Genomic DNA, 20,975 nt, shown 5'->3' with positions numbered 1-20,975 from the left:
CTAGAGCGGGAACCATGGACTATTGAAATAGCGAGAAGCCCATCCCATAGCATTACTGTCGGCAATGGCACCTTGACCACCATAAATAATTCGAGCATCGGCAATGCGTTGCGACGATATCGTATTGTCATTACCTATATCATCAGCACGTATAATGCCAAGTAAGCGTAAATACTCATCGCCCTGATTCAATCGCAGCCATTTTTCACCACGTATCAACAAGGTACCATTAGGTAAAACCTTAGAAACAGTTACAGTGATTGAACCTGATAACTGGTTTTGCTGTGTACTTGAGCCTGCACCATTAAACCCTCTCGAAAAAGAGGTTTTACCGTCAGCATTGGCCGTTTTATCACCAATATTGCCCGCAAGTCCCATACCCATATCTTGTTCTTTGTTGGTCTTGGTATCCGCTTTCTTACTCGAATAGGTTTTTTCATCTAACGCGACGGTTAAAATATCGCCCTCACGGAAAGCACGTTTATCCTTAAAAAGTGTCAACATGAAACCGGGACGATAAAGACTGCCATCCTTTGCATCTGGCAGGCTGTAGTCAATCTCAGGCGGTGCCCACTCTTTAGTGCCAGGTTTAGTCTCCTTATCTGGAATATGCGACATACAACCCGATAACAGTGCAAACCATAAAAACCATAACCAACGCATGATCGCCTCTCTAAACCGATTGATTGAGGAACTTGAGCATATCGTCTGAGGCTGACACAACTTTGGCATTCATCTCATATGCTCTCTGCGTGGAAATCATTTCGACCATTTCCTCCACCACGTTGACGTTTGCGCCCTCTAGCGCACCCTGTCTTAAAGCACCTAAAGCTTGATCACCCGCCACACCTTCAACCGCCACACCCGATGCCGCCGTTTCACGGTAAAGGTTGTCACCTCGAGCTTCTAACCCTGCTGGATTAGTAAAGTTAACAAGCGTGATTTGACCTAAATCTTGAGGTTCAGCTTCACCCGCCATTTTCGCTGTGACTACACCATCGTTGGCAATAGTAACGGTTAGCGCATCTTCAGGGATCACGATATTAGGCACTAAAGGTAAACCTTGTGATGTGACCATCATGCCTTCGCTGCTGCGATAAAACTGACCGTCACGGGTATAAGCAAGATCGCCATTTGGCTCTTCTACTTGGAAAAAACCATGACCTTCGATCGCTAAATCCAACTGCTGACTGGTATTTTGCATATCCCCAGTAGTGAATATTTTTTGAGTACCAACGACTCTCGTTCCTGCACCTAATTGCAGACCCGATGGCAGATTATTCAGTGCATCAACCTGTCCACCTGGCTGACGTTGAACCTGATAAAACAGATCATTAAACGCGACACGGTCACGCTTAAAACCTGTGGTATTCACGTTTGCCAAGTTGTTGGCAATCGCAGTCATTTTCGTATCTTGTGCTGTTAGGCCGGTTTTACTTACCCATAACGCTGATTGCATACCAATAATCCTTAAACATTGCCCAGCAGACGATTACCAGCCTCAGCCAGCTTTTCTGCACTTTTCATTAACTTAACTTGAATCTCAAATTGACGACTCAAATCCATAGATGCAATAAGCTCTGACACGGCCTGCACGTTACTCGACTCAAGGAAGCCACTATCCACTAACACACCTTCATCTTGTGGCACTGCTTGGCCATCACGACGATAGAGCAACCCATCTTGCCCTTTTTGCATTAAGGCAAAGTCAGGATTCACTAGCTTTAATCGGCCCACTTCCTCAATGATCCCGCCTTCGGAGGGTAAAACACTGACGGTGCCGTCTTCACCCACAAAGACATCTTTATGCTCAGGCAGCGCTATCGGGCCATCAACGCCTAATACAGGTCGGCCATCGATAGTCAGTTGCCCCTCGGCATTTGTCTCGATTGCGCCCGAACGGGTGTATGCTTCAACACCGTCAACAGCCACACTGAACAAGCCACGATCGCGGATCGCTAAATCCAATGAACGGCCCGTAGGATTGATCACCCCACTTTGCTGGCTAAAACCACTACTCTCAGTCTGTGCCATAACCCTTGTGTTCAAACTATTACCTTGAACAGCTAAAGGCACGGCATTAACGCGCTCAAGGTCGGCTTTAAATCCTGCAGTTTCAGCGTTAGCCAAGTTATTCGCGCGAATACTTTGCGCCTCAAGAATACGAACTGCACCACTGGCTGCGGTATAAAGCATCTTCTCCATGTCAGTGTCTCTTCTTAAATGGCATTAAGTAATGCTTGTTGCATAGTCGAGTTCACATCGAGAACTTTGGCGTTGGACTGATAGTTACGCTGAGCCGACATGAGGTTAACCATTTCAGCAGTGGTATCCACATTCGAGCCCTCTAAATACCCCCCCGTTACAGTGCCCATAGTGCCTGTAGATGGCGCCCCCATAATCGCTTGCCCAGCGGTATTTGTAGCCACCCAAGCATTGTTACTCACGGCCGATAAACCGTTGGGATTACTAAAGTTTGCGAGGACGACCTGACCTTGTAATTGATCTTGGCCGTTAGTATAAGTGCCATACAACATGCCATTGTCATCCAGACGCACACCTTTCAATTCACCCGAGGTGTAACCGTCTTGAGATAAACTCGAGTTGTTGTATTTGGCGGCATACTGAGTGCTTTTATCGAAGTTGATATCAAATTTAAGCGGTGATGCCCCATTACCCAATGTAAGGTCGAAGGTATCCTTTGTCGTAGTTGGATCTAAAATGCCTTTTGAATCAAATTTTAATGTTGTTTGGTCTGGCAGAAGAGTCCCATCCAGAGTGTAATTAACCGTCCACTCATTCGGCGCTGTTTTTACATAATACTGAGTCACCACATGCTCAGTACCCAAAGAGTCGTAGACACTGGTGGTACCAATAGAGTGATAACTATCAATATTTTTAGGATCAAATGGCACGGCTGGGACAGCTGGAGGAATAACATCGACTCTCGCATCGAGATTTGAAACCATGCTGACATTCGTTGTGGCTTTGGCCGCTAAAGAAGCCGTTTGTACCTGTAAATCACCCGCATTACCAGTTTGCAATCTTCCCGTCGCATTCACAGAATATCCCTGTAAACGATTACCGACTGGATCGGTTATAAAGCCTTGATTGTCCTTATGGAACATCCCTGCTCTAGCATACATGGCACCGCCATCATTCCCCTTGAGAACAAAAAAGCCTTCGCCTTGGATCCCCATATCAAGCTGACGACCGGTATAAGTTAAGCTGCCACCTTTAGAGAAGTTTTGGCTCGTTGACATCACGCCAACGCCACCCGCCTGACCACCATTATAAATGGATGCAAATTCACTACGGCCACCGCGAAACCCACTCGTCGATGCGTTAGCAATGTTATTACTGATAGTGTTGAGATCTTGAGTCGTCGCCTGTAAACCACTTAAAGCTATGTTAAATGACATCTTAATATCCTATAAAAATAATTTACGAAACTTCAGAAATATTGAGCACAGAAACAACCCCAACACCATGGCCCATTTCAGCCATCATCATGCCGGATGCACTGGAGAAATGAATTCTCTCGATCGGTGCCTTAATATACGTTGGCGCAACTAAACTATTTTCACCTAGTGTCGCCTTAGCTTTGATTTCATATTGGCCTGCAGACAACCCCAGCTCAGCAGGATCAATAGAGAACCGAACATCACCAACATCCTGAGCACCGAGTTGAATAGTGCTAACGACCTGACCTTGTGCATCGATAATTTCAAGATCTAAGCCTTCAGCTGCATTCTCTAAATACACTTTGCCTTCAACCGCTTCACCATCGAGCTGAAACTCAGACACAGGCACCATGGCATTCTTACCAATCAAAGATGCCGACTGTACTATGCCCAAATTTTCCATCATGACCATTTGGCTTGATTGATTCTTCCGCATTCCCTCTAAGCTTTCGACCTGCGAAAACTGCGCTAATTGAGAGATATACTCAGCACTGTTAAGCGGTTTAGTGGGATCTTGATTCTTGATTTGCGCGATCATTAAGGTCATAAATTCATTCTTTAATGACGCAGCATCATTCCCTGGTGCCGCTAATGCACCTGCAGGATTCTGAATCGAGTTGTTACCAGAGCGAGCCAATTCCATTGCTATTTATTCCCTAGTTGCAATAAACCTTGCTGCATAGAACGCGCACGATTCATGATTTCAACACTGGTTTCAAATGAACGACTTGCCGCCATCATGTCAGCCATTTCTTCAATCGTGTTCACATTAGAGTAAGCAACATAGCCTTGTTCATTGGCAAAGGGATGATTCGGCTCATAACGCATATCCAATGGGGCATCCGCTTGGACTATGTCACTCACTTCAATCGAAGCACCAATCGCACCTTGTTGAGTCGCATCGTAAATAGTCGCAAATACGGGTTTTAATGCTCGATAGGCCGACTCAGGGTTTTCGGCGGCAGTTCCAGCGTTAGCTAAGTTACTCGCGACCGTATTTAAACGTATGGTCTGAGCATTCATGCCAGCACCCGCTATTTGATAAATATCGCCAAATGACATACAGGCTCCTAACGACCTTCAATAGCAGACTTTAGACCGGCTATTTTCATGTTTAAAAATGTCAAACTCGTTTGATAATCCATCGCATTCTGTGAATATCTTGCCTGTTCCTTACCGAGTTCCACGGTATTATCATCGGCAGAATTTTGATAAGGCATGCGATAAGCGAGGCTGTACTCTTGATTCATCTGCATACCTGCTTCAACTTGCTTCATGGCCGCTTTGAAATCCAAATCCCTCGCTTTGTACCCCGGAGTTTCGGCATTGATTAAATTACTCGCTAATACCTTGCTTCTCTCCACTCTAAAATCGAGTGTCTGAGGATGTATTCCTAATGCTTTATCAAGGTTGATAGCCATCTCAACTCCTAGTACTGTATGCGTAATTAATTTAGATGGTCGAGCAGCTTACAATTAGCATGCCAATATACTTATTCATATAAAACAGTTGGTTAAATGAAATCGCTATTGATATACGGAAAGTTCTTTTCCCTCACTTTCTTACTGAGCATAGGGTTACTTCCGCTCAATGTGCACGCGAAAGGGAAGATCACGGCGACAGAACAAATATCTCAGCAAATGACAAACTCCGTAGCCGCAGAGATAGCTAAGTGGCAACAATCGCAAGGGATCAAAAAAGTCAGCAAAAAAATCACACTGCACATTCCTTCCAGCACAGCCAAGCTAAAAACGTGTAGCACGGCGCTCCAAGTCGAGGCTGCTAAAGGGCTCCCATTCGGTCGGATCCAACGAAAAATAAGCTGTGCCTCTGAAGGCTGGTCACTCTATGTTCGGGCCAAGGTTGCTCTCAGCGCCTACATTCCTGTTGCCAACAAAACGCTTAAGAGAGATGAAGTTGTCACATCAGAAAATCTACAATGGCAAATGTTGCCCTTAACTGCGTCAGATCAAGACATTATTACTGATGAAAAACACATTTTAGGGCAAGCGGTTGCCAGAAAAATAATCAAAAACAAACCCATAAGAGCAAGCAATTTAAGTGCACCAGAACTCGTGAGCATAGGAGATGAAGTGATTATTGAAGCAGTCAGTGCCACCTTTTATGCCAATATGATTGGGATTGCTATGGATGCGGGTAAACAAGGTGATGCCATTAGAGTGAGGAATAGTAGTTCAGGGAAAATCATTACCGCCTACCCCATAGCTAAGGGGAGAGTTGAAACCCGTTTTTAACATTCAGGTCACCTGAGGATAAATTTAAAAATTTATTTTAGATTTATCCTATTTAGGTCGCCTATATCTAATATCTAGCCATTTATGACGATGAACATCTATGGAAATTAATAAAATTAGCAGTGCCTTGAGCACTGAGTTCAGCACGAGTAAGAGCGCTAATACGCCCAGAAAACCCGTTGAATCAGAAAATCTATCAACGCCAACACGACAAGATATTAGTCACGACTGGCAATTGTTAGAACAAACCCAGAAAGAGTTACATACCATCTCCGACGTTGACACAGATAAAGTTGCAGCTATACGTCAGGCTTTAAGTAATGGCAGCTTTGAGCTGAGCTTAGATAAAATTGCAGATAAGATATTGATACAGCATGGATAATAGTCAAGTAAATAAGCGCGAACTTGTTCAAAGTTTAATTCGCGATATTCGTCAAGATCTTGAGGGATATAGTCAATTAAAATCAATGCTTAAGCACCAACGTGAATTAATGCAACGCAGGGATAATGATGCGCTCTTAGCCCATAACGAGCGTCAAACTGCACTGTGTAACAAGTTAGCTTTGAGAGCCAAACAGCGAAGCGAAAATCTCGCAACACTAGGTTTTAATAGTGACAATAGTGGCATGAGACGCTTAATCACGGCGCTACCTGATCACCTAAGACCGCAAATAAAAATGTCGTGGGACAACTTACAGCTCTTAGTGAAAGATAGCCAAACAGCCAATGAAACCAACGGCAGATTGCTCGTAATACAGCAAGAAACGATTAACCGTATCCTGAATCAAGATGGCCAACACCATGAAATTGATTACGGTGCCAAACGCTAATCAAACTGAATTATTGAGAGTTACCAAAGCCCTCGCTAATGGGACATAGTTTAAAAGGTGGCTCTCAGCTGTAATGACACAGCGCTTATTGGCCTTTATTCTTGTAATAGAAACCCGCCATATCATCAACAACAGCCTGTTCACGGCGCGCCACTTGTGCTTGCTCTTGTATATGTGTTTGTTTTTCAAGCCACTTCAAACCTTGCTGACGCCCTAATTGCTTACGCCATAGGCGATCAATACGCAGCTGTTCCTGTTGTAGAAAGACCTCCTTTTGAGCTAACTTCACCCGCATAGGCTCTAACACTTGCGCCATACTTGCGGAATTTTGCCAGAGCAAAACATTTGAGCCCTCTTTCGCACCACGATAAGTCAATATCATTTGGGCTAAGGCTTGATTTTGTTGTTGATTTAGTTGGACGCTTAGGCTGGAATCATCGCGTTTTTGCCCTAGCTGCGCTAATTTCTTTTCAGCTTGAACACGTAACTTAGAGAGATGACGCTGGCTCATATCCCATAACTCCCATCAACTGTTCCAATTGCACTAAACTTTCAGCCAGATTGACTTTACTGTGTGTGGTCTGGCGTAAAAATCGTGCCATTTCTGGATACACTCGCACAGCAAGATCCATTTCAGGATCTTGGCCAGCTTGGTACCCACCTAAAGGTAATAAGTCTCTGACCTCATTGTAACGACTCAAAAGATGTCTGAAGATCTGACTCTGTTCAATACTGCTAGAGGTCGCTATGTGCATGGCTAAGCGGCTCACTGACGCATTAAGATCAATCGCAGGGAAATGTCCTTGCTCGGCTAATTTACGACTTAGCACTATATGGCCATCTAAAATAGCTCTCGCTGCATCTGCAACAGGATCCTGCTGATCATCACCCTCGGCCAATACGGTATAAAACGCGGTTAGCGTTCCCGTCGGATGTTCACCATTGCCCGCCATTTCCACCAGTCTAGGTAACTGTGCAAACGCCGATGGCGGATAGCCTTTGGTTGCTGGAGGCTCACCTAAACTCAAGGCGATTTCACGCTGTGCCTGAGCATAACGAGTCAATGAGTCGACTAATAGCAACACTTGCTTACCTTGATCTCTAAAAGCACAGGCAATGGAGTGGGATAACCGCATTGCACGTAATCGCATGAGCGGTGTGGTATCTGCAGGGGCTGCAATAATCACAGCCCGTTTACGCCCTTCTTCACCGAGTGTTTCTTCAATAAACTCCCTGACCTCACGGCCACGCTCACCAATTAAGCCAACCACCACGACATCTGCTTCAGTAAAACGAGTCATCATGCCTAATAACACACTCTTACCCACACCCGAGCCCGCAAAGAGCCCGAGTCGCTGGCCTCTACCAATGGGCAACAAACTATTGATGGCACGAATACCGACATCTAGCGGCTGCCGAATAGGCTGGCGCAGCAAAGGATTGTAACTCGTGTGAGATTGCGGGACTTGTGAAACACCGGTTAAATCGCCCAGTAAGTCGAGTGGTTGTCCAAGTCCATCAAGCACCCTGCCAAGCAAACCATCACCAATAGCAATTGTTTGCTCATCCGTAATAGGCAGCACTCTAGCACCTGGCATCAAGCCCTGTGTGGGCTCAATCGGCATAAGGCACAATACGTCCCGATGAAAGCCAACGACTTCAGCCTCAATTAAACGACCATTTCGCCCTTCAATCTGGCAACGATCCCCCATACCGAGCTGACAGCCAACAGCCTCAAGCAATAGACCATTGACTCGAATAAGACGTCCATAAACCCTTGCAACTGGAACCTGAGGCCAATCGTCATGAAATACATCAGACTCCAATCTCAGCCTCATTCAACTTGGTTTCAACCTGCTTCATGCAAGCATCGAGTCGTGTCTCGACTGAAGCATCTGCATCGGATTTATCACTCACTATTCGACAACTGCCCGCTGAAATACTGCTATCAGCGATGAGATTCCAGCCACGGATTTTATCTTCCGAGAGCTCTTTTAATTTAGTCACGGCACTCGGCTCTAAATGGATTTTGATATCCGCTTGATCATCAGGTAACGCACTCAAGGTTTCTTCAACGAGCTTAAGAATTTGTTGTGGCTGCAGGGTTAGCTCGCAGCGGATCACTTGTTGTGACACTCGGCGTACTAATTCAAGGATCAAATTTTGCTGTTCACGAACCTGCTTTGCATGACCGTCTTCGAGTAGTTCTCTCAAGGCACCTAGCGGTACGAGTAAACTGTTGAGCTGCTCATTGATGGATGCTCTACCCGCTGACTGCCCATCTAACCGACCTTGATGAAAACCAGCTGCATGTCCAGCAATACGTCCTTCTTCTATGCCAGCCTCATAACCCGCACTCTTACCTTGAATGACACCTTCGTCATAACCCTCATCGAATGCTTGTTGATAACTTTGAAAATCACTGCCCGCATCGGAATTTGATTCAACCGCATCGTGTAATGCAGGAAAACGATAACGACGAGCGAGATTGGTATTTAGACGCCAACGAGAATGCTTGTTTTCCATTAAACAACGACCTGTTCTTCAAATAGCTGCAATTCAATTTCACCTTCTTGCATTAATTGCTTCGCCAGTTCCATTATCTCTTTACGCGCCCCACTCGCTCGACTAACAGGTACACCACCTAACGCTTCTATTTGCGTTTCAATCGCTGACGACATACGTTTAGGCAAGGCATTGAGCAAGGCATCTTTTAATTCAAAATCAATGCCTTTTAATGCTAACGATAAGGTTTCAGAAGGTACCTGTCCTAATAAGGTCTGCAACGTTTCTTGCTTTTGTCGCCCAAGAATAATGAAGTCAAACATATTATCAGTGACATCGATCGCCATCTGCTTATCATGGAGTTTGATCATTTCCATCAGCTGTTCTCTGTCGCCTTCGAAACGATTGAGGATATCGGCAACCTGTTTGACACCCGCCACTTGCGTGTGACTTTTCTCCATTGCCATCAACATGCAGCGCTCAACCAGTTCTCGCAGTTCCTCAACAACGTTGCGGTCTAATTCGCCAAGTTGCGCAATACGAACGAGCACCTCATCTTGGCTATCACTAGGCAACATTTTTAAGATTTTAGCGGCACTTTCTGGTGGTAATAATCCCAACAATACCGCTTGCAACTGGCAGTGCTCATGGGTGATTTCACGGGCAAGTAATTGGGGGTCAACCCATTCAAGACGCTTAACGAGCACTTTAATCTCATCACCATAAATGCTATCGATAAGACTTTTAGAGACTCTGTCTCCCAAAGCGATATCGAGTGTCTTTTGTAAATAGGACCGTGAGGCTCTGGCGATACCCGATTGTTCTTTATAGCGTTGGAAAAAACGGCTGAGTACTGCCTCGGCTTCTTGCTGGGTAATACTCGATAACCGCGCCATTTTATGGCTTAAGTGTTGCACATCGTTACGATCCAAATGCGCCATGACCATGGCAGCACCTTCTTCTCCCATACTCAGTAATAACATGGCCGCTTGGGCGTAATTGTCCATCTTAATTTCGATTGAATTATTCACCGTCTTTATCGCCTATCCAATGAGCTATCACTTCTGCAACACGCGCGGGTTCTTTGTTTGCGAGCAAGGCTAAATGCTCCATTTTAACGGTCAAAGGTGAGCCGGGCTCGGGTAAACCTTGACTGCCTAGCCAGTCGGCACTCGGTAACTGATGTGCTTGATTTGGTAAAGTATCGGCGGAATGCCCATCGAGTGCAGCAGCGGAAGCGGCACTTAATGCAACGGGCTCAATTCTAGGCGCGGTAATTTGAGCGGTTCGGGTCAAGTGCTTAACCAGCGGCCTTAATACGAACAAAATAAGTCCAAAGCCAAGGATACCGCCTATGATGTAGCGTAAATAGGCTTGATAATTTTCTGATTGCCACCAAGGTGATGGCGTAAATTCCGCTGTAACAGTTGGGGTAAACTCAAAGGCATTGATGGTAAAACTGTCACCTCTCGCCGCCGAAAAGCCGATGGCATCCTTGACCATATTGCCAAACTTAACCAGTTGGGCCTCTTCATTAAATGCTCCTTGACCCGTAGCACTATTAATAAGCACTGAAACGGAGAGGTTTTCGAGCTGCATTTGTTGATAACGAACATGACGCACAGAACGACCAACGTCATATTGACGACTTTCTTCCTGCTTCAAATTACGGGTCTTATCATTCGTCGCCTCTTTCCCTGCTTGGGGTGGCTTATTACTTAAAGCTCCAGGAATTCCCGCGGCAATAGTATTACTTGAATCATCGACACTCGTGCGCTCTTGAGTCACGACATTTTGCGGATCGAGTGACTCCTTAGTTTCTTCAACCTGATTGAAGTTTACTTTTGCAGTCACCCGCACTTGGAAATTATCTTGACCAAGCACAGGCTCGAGCATAGAGGCGGCATTCGCCACTAAGCTATTCTCAAGTTCACGCGTGTACTGTAACTGCTTGTTTCTAGACTGGCTAAGATCTTGATTGCCTGAAATGTTCTCACTTAAATATCGACCATCTTGATCGACAACTTTGATATTACTGGCCGTTAGTCCAGTCACACTGCCTGCGACTAAATTAACAATAGCCTCAACTTGTGTTTCAGAGAGTTGAGTATTCGGGTCTAGCTGCAGCATGACGGAAGCCGTCGGCAGTTCAGGCTCCTGACGGATAAACAAAGTTTGTTTAGGTATCGCCAAATGAACTCTTGCGGCACGGACCGACTTTAACGACATGATAGTGCGAGCTAATTCACCTTCTAAACTATGGCGATACTTAGCTTGTTCCATAAATTGACTCGTGCCGAGCGCGGTATTGTCGAGTGCCTCCATACCCGAAGGTACTTTCGCTTTTACCCCTTTTGCGGCCAAAAGCATACGCGCATTACCGACTTGCTCTTCTGCAACGAGGACTGCCCCAGTATTTGCCTCGAGGCGATAATCAATGCCTTCTGCATCCAAGACATTTAACACTTGAGAAGTATCGACATTTTCTTGGCTGCCATATAAAGGTCGATATCCTGCAGTAGCAGTCCATAACATCAACACTATGACACTGGCGACAACCACCGCAAGTAAAGCTAAGGCGATAACCTGACGATCACCACGGTTAAAACGATGCCATTTTTGGGTCATGCCAGCAATGAATCCTGACGAAGATTCAGTCCTGGTAATATCCTGACCTGATTGAACAAAAGTGGTAGACATTCACACAATTCCTTAAATAGGCATCTTCATTACATCGTCAAATGCTTGCACGAGACGATTACGAATTTGGAGCATAGTCGCAAAGGACAAACTGGCCTTTTGCGAAGCCACCATAGCACCGACGAGATCATCGCTTTTTCCACTATCGACAGCCGCCATCGCCATAGAGGATTGGTTCTGATCTTGGTTAACGGCAGAAACTTTACTCTTAATCAAGTCAGTGAATGACCCATAAGCCATACCATTATCGGCAGGGTTTGAAGTGATGTTGATCGCCCCTTTAGCCACTTCACGATGAATGTTTAAGGTTTCCATTAACATATTTGAGCTAACAATCGCTCCATTAGACATATTCCATTCCTATTACTTTTTGATTGCTCTAAGCTGCTCGACCCGCTTGCTCTAATAACATTTCAATATCAATACCCGCTTCACGCATTTGGACGAGGCGATATCTTAAGGCTCTAGTCGTCATCCCTAGCGCCTCTGCACTTAATGTGCGTTGCCCATTAAAACGTTTAAGTACATCAATAATATATTGAAACTCTGCCTGCTGTTTTGACGCTTTAAGCCCATCTGAGGCGCCTAAAGGCTCCAACTCAAGCATCTCTTCTTGAATGTTTAACCCGAGTTCCGCAACTTGAATCGCCTGACCTCTACGCATCACTAATGCACGTTGAATACAATTTTCTAGCTCTCTTACATTTCCGGGCCAATCATAGTTAACGAGCACTTGTCTTGCGTGCTCACTGAAATAACAGCGACTTGAGCAATCAGATTGGCCATATAAATTTAAGAAATGTTCAGCTAGAGGCAGGATGTCAGCCTTTCGTTCTCTTAAAGGCTTAATTTTCAGAGGTAAAACATCTAATCGATAGAACAAGTCCTCCCTAAAATGTCCAAACTCCACGGCTTGTCTTAAGTCGCGATTGGTAGAGGCAATGACTCTGATATCCAGTGGTATAACATGCTGGCCACCGAGTCTTTCGACCTCACGCTCCTGTAGCACCCGAAGTAACTTCGCCTGTAACGGCAAGGGCATTTCACCAATTTCATCGAGTAATAAAGTACCGCCATTGGCCTGCTCAAATTTTCCTGCCTTATCACAAATGGCACCAGTGAAGGCACCTTTGACATGCCCAAAGAGAACGGACTCTAGAATACTTTCAGGGATGGCAGCGCAGTTAATCGCAACGAAAGGCTTATGTGAACGGGAGGAGTGGCGATGAATATAACGAGCAAGCGGTTCTTTACCAGTACCACTTTCACCCAATAATAAAACACTGGCCTCAGTGGTTGCGGCGCGATGGGCCAACATCAACAATTGTCGACTAACAGAAGCCGCGACAACCAAACTAGAATCAGGTAACTCTAAACGGTGTAATCGTTGAATTGAGGCAAGTAACTGCTCAGTTTCTACGGGAATTAATAGATAATCCTGTACGCCAGCTCGCATTGCTGCGGCTGCCAACTCACCTTGCTCTGGTGCTAATAACGCGACGATATTACGGCCAGGAAAACGGGCAAGATAGGACTTCACATCACAAGGACTACAATCCGATAAGTTAACGATAGTGAGCCAAGGTAATTCCATTGCATCACTCCACAGATAAAAATCCTCATGTGTTATTTTGCATGCAAGTTCCGCAGATATGTTTAACCCTTCAATCCGTATACTTAGGCCACCCACTCACTAACTCCCTTTCGTTTACAGTACATTAAATAACACCTTAATTTAGACCTATAAGTCTTTGTGTTTGAGTGTATATAAAATCTATTACTACTTATTTATCCATCTAGATGAATGAGCAATAAATAACTCAAGCCATTAAGAACAGTAAAAACAAATGCGGAAGCGAAATGCGGAAGATATATTTCCGCATGTAATATCAAAGCCAGCGATAGAGAACTACACACAATGAGTATCCACATTGACAATGGCTAAGGATATGCCCTCAACTAAATAAGGTTAAAACGTGTTCTAGTGCAATCATCGATAAGAAATGTGACCAGCAACAAAGTTTAAGGTATCACCGAATTATATGAATCAATTGCTATCAACCATGAAAGGTCTAAAAGAAAAACCGCAAAAAAGTGATGCATATAACTTAGGACTGACTTATACCAAATATATTTGTAAAATAATATATGACAATGATAAAAATGCACCATCGATACTTTTAAAATAGTGACAAAATTTAACCACCAATGTTTAATATTAAATAAACCACAAACTATAGCGCACAAAAAACAATGAAAATCAAAGACAAACAGATTTGCAACACAATGTCATCATTAATAATCAATATGTAAATGCTGACATAAATATTGCCCGCCAAAATATCGACAAATGTCAAAATAATATCTAACCGCCTTTTTATTGACGCGAAAATGCAAAATCCAAAGCATTAATATCTTCTTACACAATCTCAAAACAAACATTTTGTTCACAACCAACTTTACCCTACAATTCTATTCACATATATTTCAGCATTTCTTATAATTATTATTGAATACTTAAGCCTTATTAACTTATCATCCTCGTCGTTTAAAACAGAGTCGAACCTAAAGTTCAACGCTTAACTGTTTTAAGAAATTCATTAATCCTTAACGATAAAGAAATAAATATTTAGGCACTCTGTTTGTGTATGTTTTTTATGCGCCAACTGAATCACGGAGGTAGCCAAGCAGCATTCTAGTAGTAAAAACACGTTTAATAGGAAGAACAATGAAGACGACGGCGAAAGCTAGGCTTATAAAATCAAATTCCAATGAAATAATTAGACCTATTATGCTAGTTCAAGAAAAGCTAGCGAGAACGCGATTATTGCAACAGCTAGAAAAGCTACATCGTCCACTTATCGATGCCATAAATAATATCCTATCTCCGCTACTAAGACAGGGTCATCCCGCTGTTTCGGGGTCAACGTTAACAGAACCTAGAACACCTGTCGTTCCAGAACATTGCTATTCATGGTTTGTATTAAAACATCATCAAAATACCCTCGGTTATTGGAGAATTGATCGCTGTACGCTCGATCAATTGGCGAGTAATTATTACGGTAATACCTCAACACCATTAAGTTCTCCTTTGAGAAACCCCAGCCAATCTGAATTTAGGTTAGCCAAAAAGTTGCTACTTTCCGTAGTGGAGGAGCTACCTAATAGCACGATCGAAACCAATAATCTTGAAGTTGAGCTCATAAAAGGCCATATGCCACTCGCAGTATCGGCAGTATGGTCGTTCAATTTTACCAATGGCCCACTAACCCCTCCAATGCTCTTTTGCTTAACTGAGCATTTACTGGGGCATCTGGCCGAACAGCCGAAGAAATCTGAAGTATCTGCGGATTTACCCGCAAAACTAGCCGTCTGGCTAAAAAGTCTCCCCATAAAAATGCAGCTGACACTAGGACAACATAGCATCCCGGTGCAATCACTCAGCCAATTAAAAACAGGGGATATTTTACCTATTAATCTCTATCCAAAAACCTTGTTATCAATCGGAAACACACCGCTATTTCATGCCTCAGTGCATAGTCATGAAGGACAGATGGTAGCGAAATTGACCCAAGATATTTATCAGCATGAGGAGCATGACATTGGCTGAACAATCTATTTTATCGGATGATGATTTTCTATTAGAGGACGATATTTTCTCTGAGAGAGCATTTTCAAAGCCGGACCCCCATAACCGTAAATTGAAAAATAATAATTTTTTTCAACAACTTCCTGTTCAAGTTACTCTCGAACTGGCCAGTGCTGAAATGTCTTTAGGCGAACTGAATCGTATGGGAGAAGGTGATGTTATCGCACTCGACCGTATGGTGGGTGAACCGCTGGATATCAGAGTAAATGGAGCACTATTAGGAAGAGGCGAAGTCGTAGAAGTGGCTGGCAGATATGGCGTACGTTTGCTGGAAATAGAGAGCATTACTCTCGATGGGACAAGTAACGAATGATAGTTCGGGTATTGTTACTGGCGATTCTATTGTTTGCTCCCCAAGCCCTCGCATCGGAAGGACTGACCTTATTCACACTGGATAGCGCTCAAGACAGTCAAGCAGTTAACATTAAACTCGAAATTTTAGCGCTCATGACGGCCATTAGTTTCTTGCCCATCATGCTGATGATGCTAACCAGTTTTACTCGTATTATCATTGTATTAGCAATCCTCCGACAAGCTCTAGGACTACAACAAAGTCCCCCTAACCGAGTGCTTGTTGGGATAGCATTAGTACTCACTATCTTTATTATGCGCCCAGTGGGAGACAAAATTTATAAGGAAGCTTATTTGCCCTATGACCAAGGTAAGATCGAATTGATGGAGGCTGTCTCAATAGCCAAAATCCCTTTAACTCGATTTATGCTGGCGCAGACAAGAGAAACTGATCTTGAGCAAATGCTGAAAATAGCTAACGAACCCACACACATGAAAGCAGCAGAGGAAGTCCCCTTTTTTGTCCTTATGCCCGCATTTGTACTGAGTGAACTCAAAACAGCTTTCCAAATTGGCTTCTTACTTTTCTTACCTTTCTTAGTTATCGACTTGGTTGTCGCAAGTGTCCTCATGTCTATGGGGATGATGATGTTGTCACCGTTAATTATTTCTCTCCCATTTAAACTGATGGTTTTTGTATTAGTCGATGGTTGGGCTATGACGGTAAGCACCTTAACCGCAAGTTTTGGGTAGCTAGATGGACATCAATGAACTGACCTCGCTCTTTGCTGACTCAATGTTTCTCGTCATCATCATGGTTTCTGTGTTGGTGACACCGGGACTCATTCTAGGCTTAATCGTTGCGGTATTTCAGGCTGCGACACAGGTCAATGAACAAACCTTGAGTTTTCTGCCAAGGCTTATCATTACTCTACTTATGGTTCTGTTTTCAGGCCATTGGCTCATACAACAGCTAAGTGATTTATTTGACAGGCTGTTTATGAATATTCCTCATATTATCGGTTGATATGCTTTCCCTCACCTCAACCGAACTCAGCATGTTAATCGGCAGCCTTTGGTGGCCATTCTGCCGGATCATGGGGGCATTTATGATAATGCCCTTGTTAGGTAATTCTTATGTGCCTGCAACAGTAAGAATTTTTCTTGCCTTAAGTATTGCAGCGCTTATTGCACCTATGCTGCCACCCGTTCCCGCTGTCGATGCGCTCTCGCTTGGATCATTATTTTTAGCCATAGAACAACTACTGATTGGATTTATGCTCGCGCTATTTTTAACCATTTTAATCCATGTGATGACCATGCTTGGCACTATTATGTCGATGCAGATGGGTCTAGCGATGGCGGTGATGAACGATCCTGCTAATGGCGACACCAACCCCATTCTCAGTGAATGGTTACAAATCTTTGGTACATTGATTTTTCTGGCTCTTGACGGTCATTTAGTCGGTCTCAACATCATTGTTGATAGCTTTCGTTTATGGCCAATTGGGAATGGGATTTTTGACTTACCGCTAATGGGATTGGTTAGTCGAATGGGCTGGCTATTTGCTGCATCGCTGATGCTCGCCATACCCGCAGTACTCGCCATGTTAATGGTTAACATCACTTTTGGTGTATTAAGCCGTGCTGCGCCGTCATTAAACATCTTCTCGCTCGGGTTTCCCATGACCTTGTTGATGGGCTTAATTTGCGTCTTCCTTTCGTTAAGCGGCATTCCAACTCGTTACAGTGATCTGTGCTTAGACGCATTAACTGCAATGTACCAATTTATCGGAGGGATCTCATGAGTAAAACGCCCCAACAAGATAAAACAGAAGAAGCTACACCGCAGAAAAAGCGTAAAGCGAGAGAAGAAGGCCAAGTTCCACGCTCTAAAGATCTTGCCTCCGCAGCACTGGTCGTTGGTTGCTCTGCCATGCTGACCAGTAATGCGGATTGGTTTGCGACGAGAGTCAGTGGATTAGCTAAATACAATATGCTGCTCACGCGGGCAGAGTTAGCTCAACCTGACATCATGATGCGCCATCTTGGCGCCAGCCTAGTCGAAATGCTAAGCATCTTAGGCCCACTATTCATCATGGTTGCTCTGTTGGCCGCAGTTGCAGGAGCCTTACCTGGGGGGCCGATATTTAATTTTGGAAATGCTAATTTTAAGTACAGTCGAATCGATCCTCTTGCCGGTGTCGGAAGAATATTTTCCGCTCAATCTCTTGTTGAGTTACTCAAGTCATGCCTAAAAATTGTGTTACTGATCGGAATTATGTTGGTTTTCTTGAATGGTCACTTACAAGAACTACTTAGCTACAATCAACGCCCTATTGATGAAGCGGTTCGTGATGGCATCAATCTACTGTCGCAAGGCATGTTTTATCTTGGTACTGGGCTGCTCGTGATCGCCTTTATTGATGTGCCTTACCAATATTGGCATAACAGCAAAGAATTACGTATGTCACGCCAAGAGGTCAAAGACGAGCATACCCAGCAAGAGGGTAAGCCAGAGATTAAAGCTAAAATCCGCCAAATACAGCAACGAATGGCTCGCTCTAGGGCAGATACCACCATTCCAAAAGCGGATGTTCTCTTGGTTAATCCCACTCACTATGCCGTGGCATTAAAATACAATCCTGACTTAGCGGATGCGCCTTACGTCATCACTAAAGGCACCGAAGAACTCGCCCTCTATATGCGAGAACTCGCTAAAAAACATGATATTGAAATTATTGATATCCCACCGCTCACGCGGGCTATTTATCATTCAACGCAAGTCGATCAACAGATACCCAGTGCCCTTTTTATCGCCATAGCGCACGTATTAAGTTATGTCATGCAAATAAAAGCATCTCGTAAGGGCTTACAGCAGAAACCTGAGCCTTTACCACATTTTTTTATTCCCCCTAATTTACGTCACGATTAAAGGATTGCTTAACCTATGAATTGGCTTTCTCGCACCTTTTCAGGAAATTACAGCTATATCGGCATTCCAGTCATGCTGCTCGCTATTCTGGCAATGGTGATTTTACCGCTGCCTGCATGGCTACTGGACATTTTGTTTACATTTAACATCGTCCTTGCCGTCATGGTGCTGCTGGTGAGCGTCTCGATCCGGCGACCATTAGAGTTTTCTGTATTCCCAACCTTATTGCTCCTTGCGACCTTAATGCGTTTGACCTTAAACGTTGCATCGACGCGCGTAGTACTCATTGAAGGTCATGAAGGAGGCGATGCTGCGGGTAAAGTGATCCAAGCCTTTGGTGAAGTCGTCATTGGCGGAAACTATGTCGTCGGTGCTGTTATCTTCTTAATTCTAATGATTATTAACTTTGTTGTAATCACTAAGGGTGGCGAGCGGATCTCTGAGGTATCGGCGCGATTTACATTGGATGCTCTACCGGGTAAACAGATGGCGATCGATGCCGATCTCAATGCTGGCACACTTACACATGAACAAGCCAGCCTACGTCGCCAAGATGTCGCCAGAGAAGCAGACTTTTATGGTTCCATGGATGGAGCCTCAAAATTTGTGAGAGGGGATGCCATCGCAGGACTCTTGATCTTAGCCATCAACATTATTGGCGGGATCAGCATAGGCATCTTTATGCATGATCTGGGTGCTGCAGAAGCCTTTAAAACCTATGCGTTATTAACCATTGGTGATGGCCTAGTTGCACAAATTCCATCATTACTACTCGCCACTGCTGCCGCAATTATTGTGACTAGGGTATCCGATGCAGAAGAAATGCCGACCCAATTGAGTCGACAGTTACTGGCTAACCCTAGAACCTTAGCCACTGCAGCCATTGTGATGGCGATTCTCGGTATCACCCCAGGCATGCCAGCACTGGTATTTTTATCTTTTGCAATACTACTAGGCTTTGCTGCGTGGAAACAAAACCAGAATAAGGCCTCCTTTACTGAAGAGAAAACTGAAGAACTCATAGAAACCAGCCTGACAGAACCTTCAGCGCCAAGCTGGGAATCCCTGCCTTTTACCGACATCATCGAAGTACGATTAGGTTATAGATTGGTTCATCTAGTCGAAAAAACCAAAGGAGCAGAATTACAAAAACGCCTAACAGGGATCAGACGTACTCTTTCAGAACAAATCGGATTTCTGCTATCGGAAGTGAGAGTGCGCGACAATCTAGCTTTAGCACCACATGCATACCAAATTAACTTTATGGGCACTCAAGTGGCTATCGCCGAATTAGAACCTGATCTGCTGCTCGCAATAAAAAGTGGTCCTGTGTACGGCAAAATTGATGGGATTTTAACCAAGGAACCCGCTTACCAAATGGATGCGATTTGGATTACGCCTGAACTAAAAGCCAAAGCACTCAATTTAGGTTATTCGGTCGTCGATAATGCCACGATCATTGCCACTCATGTCAGTAAGTTATTGCGCGAATCACTGCCTGAATTATTGCAACATGATGATATTATGCAATTAACTGACAGGCTCAGTAAGCAAGCCCCCAAACTGGCGGAATCACTCAGTACCTGTTTAACCCCCATTCAGTTACTCAAAGTTTTCCGCTTGTTACTCAAAGAGCAAGTGCCGCTAAAAGACATACGCACCATAGCAACGACCTTGCTGGAATGCAGCGAGCAAACCAAAGATCCCGTTCTACTCGCCGCCGATGTGCGCTGCGCTTTACGCAATAGTATTTTGCATCAAATCGCAGGCAGCAGTCCGCAGTTGAATGTACTCACTCTGACCGCAGAATTAGAACAAACCTTAATGACAGCGTTAAATCAATCGCAGCAACAGGGCAGAGTTGCATTGGATAGTTTCCCTATCGAACCTAATCTACTGGCGCAGCTACAACAAAGAATGCCCCAATTACTCGCGGAGACAAAAGAGAAAGGCTATAACCCTATCCTACTTGTTTCTCCACAACTCAGGCCTTTCCTCGCGCGTTATGCATTAGCATTCGCCCGTGGACTTCATGTTTTATCCTATAATGAAGTCCCTGAAACAAAAGAACTTATGATTGCGGGACAACTCGGGTAATCATTACTCACAGTAGCTTAGCAAGACCCGCTGAGAGAGGTGCAACACACCTCTCTCTAACTTAACTGCATCGCTCATCACAACAAACTAAGCCTCTCAGCAAACCACAACTGCATACCTCCTATAGAATATTGATAACTCACAGCTCCAATCTCATTTCCAATCAAAGCAATACCCTTCTACTCCTTAAGAGATATTTCGCTCGTCTAACTGTGACATCATCGGCAAATCCTGAGTATTTTAGTCAGG

At 44.3% G+C, this 20,975-nt stretch carries 24 protein-coding genes; 10 read left to right on the top strand and 14 right to left on the bottom strand.

What is annotated here, in order from left to right:
- Genes flgH through flgB form a run of 7 tightly spaced genes read right to left on the bottom strand, consistent with a single transcriptional unit; the run spans position 1 to position 4,885 of the window.
- Positions 1-663, bottom strand: coding sequence for a flagellar basal body L-ring protein FlgH (gene flgH / locus HUB64_RS01245; RefSeq protein WP_113940821.1), 663 nt, complete (start codon positions 661-663; stop codon positions 1-3).
- Between the two features lie 10 nt (positions 664-673).
- The gene (gene flgG, locus HUB64_RS01240; protein WP_006083393.1) at positions 674-1,459 is read right to left on the bottom strand and encodes a flagellar basal-body rod protein FlgG; all 786 of its coding nucleotides are present in this window, start codon (positions 1,457-1,459) and stop codon (positions 674-676) included.
- 11 nt (positions 1,460-1,470) lie between these two features.
- Positions 1,471-2,205 (bottom strand): flagellar basal body rod protein FlgF, encoded by a 735-nt coding sequence (locus HUB64_RS01235; RefSeq protein ID WP_131523393.1) that lies wholly within the window; start codon positions 2,203-2,205, stop codon positions 1,471-1,473.
- Positions 2,206-2,219: 14 nt separating this feature from the next.
- A complete protein-coding gene (gene flgE / locus HUB64_RS01230; protein WP_113940823.1) occupies positions 2,220-3,422 on the bottom strand; it encodes a flagellar hook protein FlgE in 1,203 nt (400 codons plus the stop codon).
- Between the two features lie 22 nt (positions 3,423-3,444).
- Positions 3,445-4,107 carry a flagellar hook assembly protein FlgD gene (locus tag HUB64_RS01225; protein WP_113940824.1) on the bottom strand — a complete coding sequence of 221 codons (663 nt, stop codon included), beginning with the start codon at positions 4,105-4,107 and terminating at the stop codon, positions 3,445-3,447.
- Positions 4,108-4,109: 2 nt separating this feature from the next.
- The gene (gene flgC / locus HUB64_RS01220) at positions 4,110-4,526 is read right to left on the bottom strand and encodes a flagellar basal body rod protein FlgC (RefSeq protein ID WP_113940825.1); all 417 of its coding nucleotides are present in this window, start codon (positions 4,524-4,526) and stop codon (positions 4,110-4,112) included.
- Positions 4,527-4,534: 8 nt separating this feature from the next.
- Entirely contained in the window at positions 4,535-4,885 is a 351-nt protein-coding gene (gene flgB / locus HUB64_RS01215; protein WP_113940826.1) for a flagellar basal body rod protein FlgB, read from the bottom strand.
- 96 nt (positions 4,886-4,981) lie between these two features.
- Here flgB and flgA point away from each other — a divergent pair, with 96 nt between their 5' ends.
- From flgA to HUB64_RS01200, 3 genes are all read left to right on the top strand, one after another.
- Positions 4,982-5,719, top strand: coding sequence for a flagellar basal body P-ring formation chaperone FlgA (flgA, locus tag HUB64_RS01210; RefSeq protein WP_173496197.1), 738 nt, complete (start codon positions 4,982-4,984; stop codon positions 5,717-5,719).
- 100 nt (positions 5,720-5,819) lie between these two features.
- Positions 5,820-6,101 carry a flagellar biosynthesis anti-sigma factor FlgM gene (flgM, locus tag HUB64_RS01205; RefSeq protein WP_113940828.1) on the top strand — a complete coding sequence of 94 codons (282 nt, stop codon included), beginning with the start codon at positions 5,820-5,822 and terminating at the stop codon, positions 6,099-6,101.
- Positions 6,094-6,549 (top strand): flagellar protein FlgN, encoded by a 456-nt coding sequence (locus HUB64_RS01200; protein WP_028761850.1) that lies wholly within the window; start codon positions 6,094-6,096, stop codon positions 6,547-6,549. Before flgM ends, HUB64_RS01200 begins: the two co-directional genes overlap by 8 nt.
- Before the next feature lie 85 nt (positions 6,550-6,634).
- On the opposite strand, the gene HUB64_RS01195 is transcribed toward HUB64_RS01200, so the two are convergent.
- The 7 genes from HUB64_RS01195 to HUB64_RS01165 are packed head-to-tail and all read right to left on the bottom strand — an operon-like array spanning position 6,635 to position 13,444.
- Positions 6,635-7,060, bottom strand: a complete 426-nt coding sequence (locus HUB64_RS01195; protein WP_168825887.1) for a hypothetical protein — start codon at positions 7,058-7,060, stop codon at positions 6,635-6,637.
- Positions 7,038-8,387 carry a FliI/YscN family ATPase gene (locus HUB64_RS01190; protein WP_113940831.1) on the bottom strand — a complete coding sequence of 450 codons (1,350 nt, stop codon included), beginning with the start codon at positions 8,385-8,387 and terminating at the stop codon, positions 7,038-7,040. Before HUB64_RS01190 ends, HUB64_RS01195 begins: the two co-directional genes overlap by 23 nt.
- Positions 8,365-9,075, bottom strand: coding sequence for a flagellar assembly protein FliH (gene fliH, locus HUB64_RS01185; protein WP_173496196.1), 711 nt, complete (start codon positions 9,073-9,075; stop codon positions 8,365-8,367). The genes HUB64_RS01190 and fliH overlap by 23 nt, the downstream gene beginning before the upstream one ends.
- Positions 9,075-10,061, bottom strand: a complete 987-nt coding sequence (locus HUB64_RS01180) for a flagellar motor switch protein FliG (protein WP_049821660.1) — start codon at positions 10,059-10,061, stop codon at positions 9,075-9,077. Before HUB64_RS01180 ends, fliH begins: the two co-directional genes overlap by 1 nt.
- A gap of 16 nt (positions 10,062-10,077) precedes the next feature.
- On the bottom strand, positions 10,078-11,754 hold the full coding sequence (gene fliF, locus HUB64_RS01175) for a flagellar basal-body MS-ring/collar protein FliF (RefSeq protein WP_113940833.1): 1,677 nt from the start codon (positions 11,752-11,754) through the stop codon (positions 10,078-10,080).
- Positions 11,755-11,766: 12 nt separating this feature from the next.
- Positions 11,767-12,105, bottom strand: a complete 339-nt coding sequence (fliE, locus tag HUB64_RS01170) for a flagellar hook-basal body complex protein FliE (protein WP_113940834.1) — start codon at positions 12,103-12,105, stop codon at positions 11,767-11,769.
- A gap of 28 nt (positions 12,106-12,133) precedes the next feature.
- Entirely contained in the window at positions 12,134-13,444 is a 1,311-nt protein-coding gene (locus HUB64_RS01165; protein ID WP_113940835.1) for a sigma-54 dependent transcriptional regulator, read from the bottom strand.
- 1,038 nt (positions 13,445-14,482) lie between these two features.
- On the opposite strand from HUB64_RS01165, the gene HUB64_RS01160 reads away from it, so the two are divergent.
- From HUB64_RS01160 to flhA, 7 genes are read left to right on the top strand one after another with little or no spacing between them, the layout of a single operon-like run.
- Positions 14,483-15,364 carry a FliM/FliN family flagellar motor switch protein gene (locus HUB64_RS01160; protein ID WP_113940836.1) on the top strand — a complete coding sequence of 294 codons (882 nt, stop codon included), beginning with the start codon at positions 14,483-14,485 and terminating at the stop codon, positions 15,362-15,364.
- A complete protein-coding gene (locus HUB64_RS01155; protein ID WP_173496195.1) occupies positions 15,357-15,716 on the top strand; it encodes a FliM/FliN family flagellar motor switch protein in 360 nt (119 codons plus the stop codon). Before HUB64_RS01160 ends, HUB64_RS01155 begins: the two co-directional genes overlap by 8 nt.
- A complete protein-coding gene (gene fliP, locus HUB64_RS01150; protein WP_131523383.1) occupies positions 15,713-16,447 on the top strand; it encodes a flagellar type III secretion system pore protein FliP in 735 nt (244 codons plus the stop codon). Before HUB64_RS01155 ends, fliP begins: the two co-directional genes overlap by 4 nt.
- Before the next feature lie 4 nt (positions 16,448-16,451).
- Positions 16,452-16,721, top strand: a complete 270-nt coding sequence (locus tag HUB64_RS01145) for a flagellar biosynthetic protein FliQ (protein ID WP_006083412.1) — start codon at positions 16,452-16,454, stop codon at positions 16,719-16,721.
- 1 nt (position 16,722) lies between these two features.
- On the top strand, positions 16,723-17,502 hold the full coding sequence (fliR, locus tag HUB64_RS01140; protein WP_168825895.1) for a flagellar biosynthetic protein FliR: 780 nt from the start codon (positions 16,723-16,725) through the stop codon (positions 17,500-17,502).
- Positions 17,499-18,629 carry a flagellar biosynthesis protein FlhB gene (gene flhB / locus HUB64_RS01135; RefSeq protein WP_173496194.1) on the top strand — a complete coding sequence of 377 codons (1,131 nt, stop codon included), beginning with the start codon at positions 17,499-17,501 and terminating at the stop codon, positions 18,627-18,629. The genes fliR and flhB overlap by 4 nt, the downstream gene beginning before the upstream one ends.
- A gap of 15 nt (positions 18,630-18,644) precedes the next feature.
- Complete coding sequence (gene flhA, locus HUB64_RS01130) at positions 18,645-20,726, top strand: flagellar biosynthesis protein FlhA (protein WP_173496193.1); 2,082 nt, start codon at positions 18,645-18,647, stop codon at positions 20,724-20,726.
- Positions 20,727-20,975 lie beyond the last annotated feature (249 nt).

Source organism: Shewanella sp. ISTPL2 (assembly GCF_013283205.1).
In the GTDB taxonomy this organism is placed as follows: Bacteria; Pseudomonadota; Gammaproteobacteria; order Enterobacterales; family Shewanellaceae; genus Shewanella; species Shewanella oncorhynchi.
Note: the sequence above shows the minus strand (reverse complement) of the source record. Positions and strands in the feature narration are given on the sequence as shown.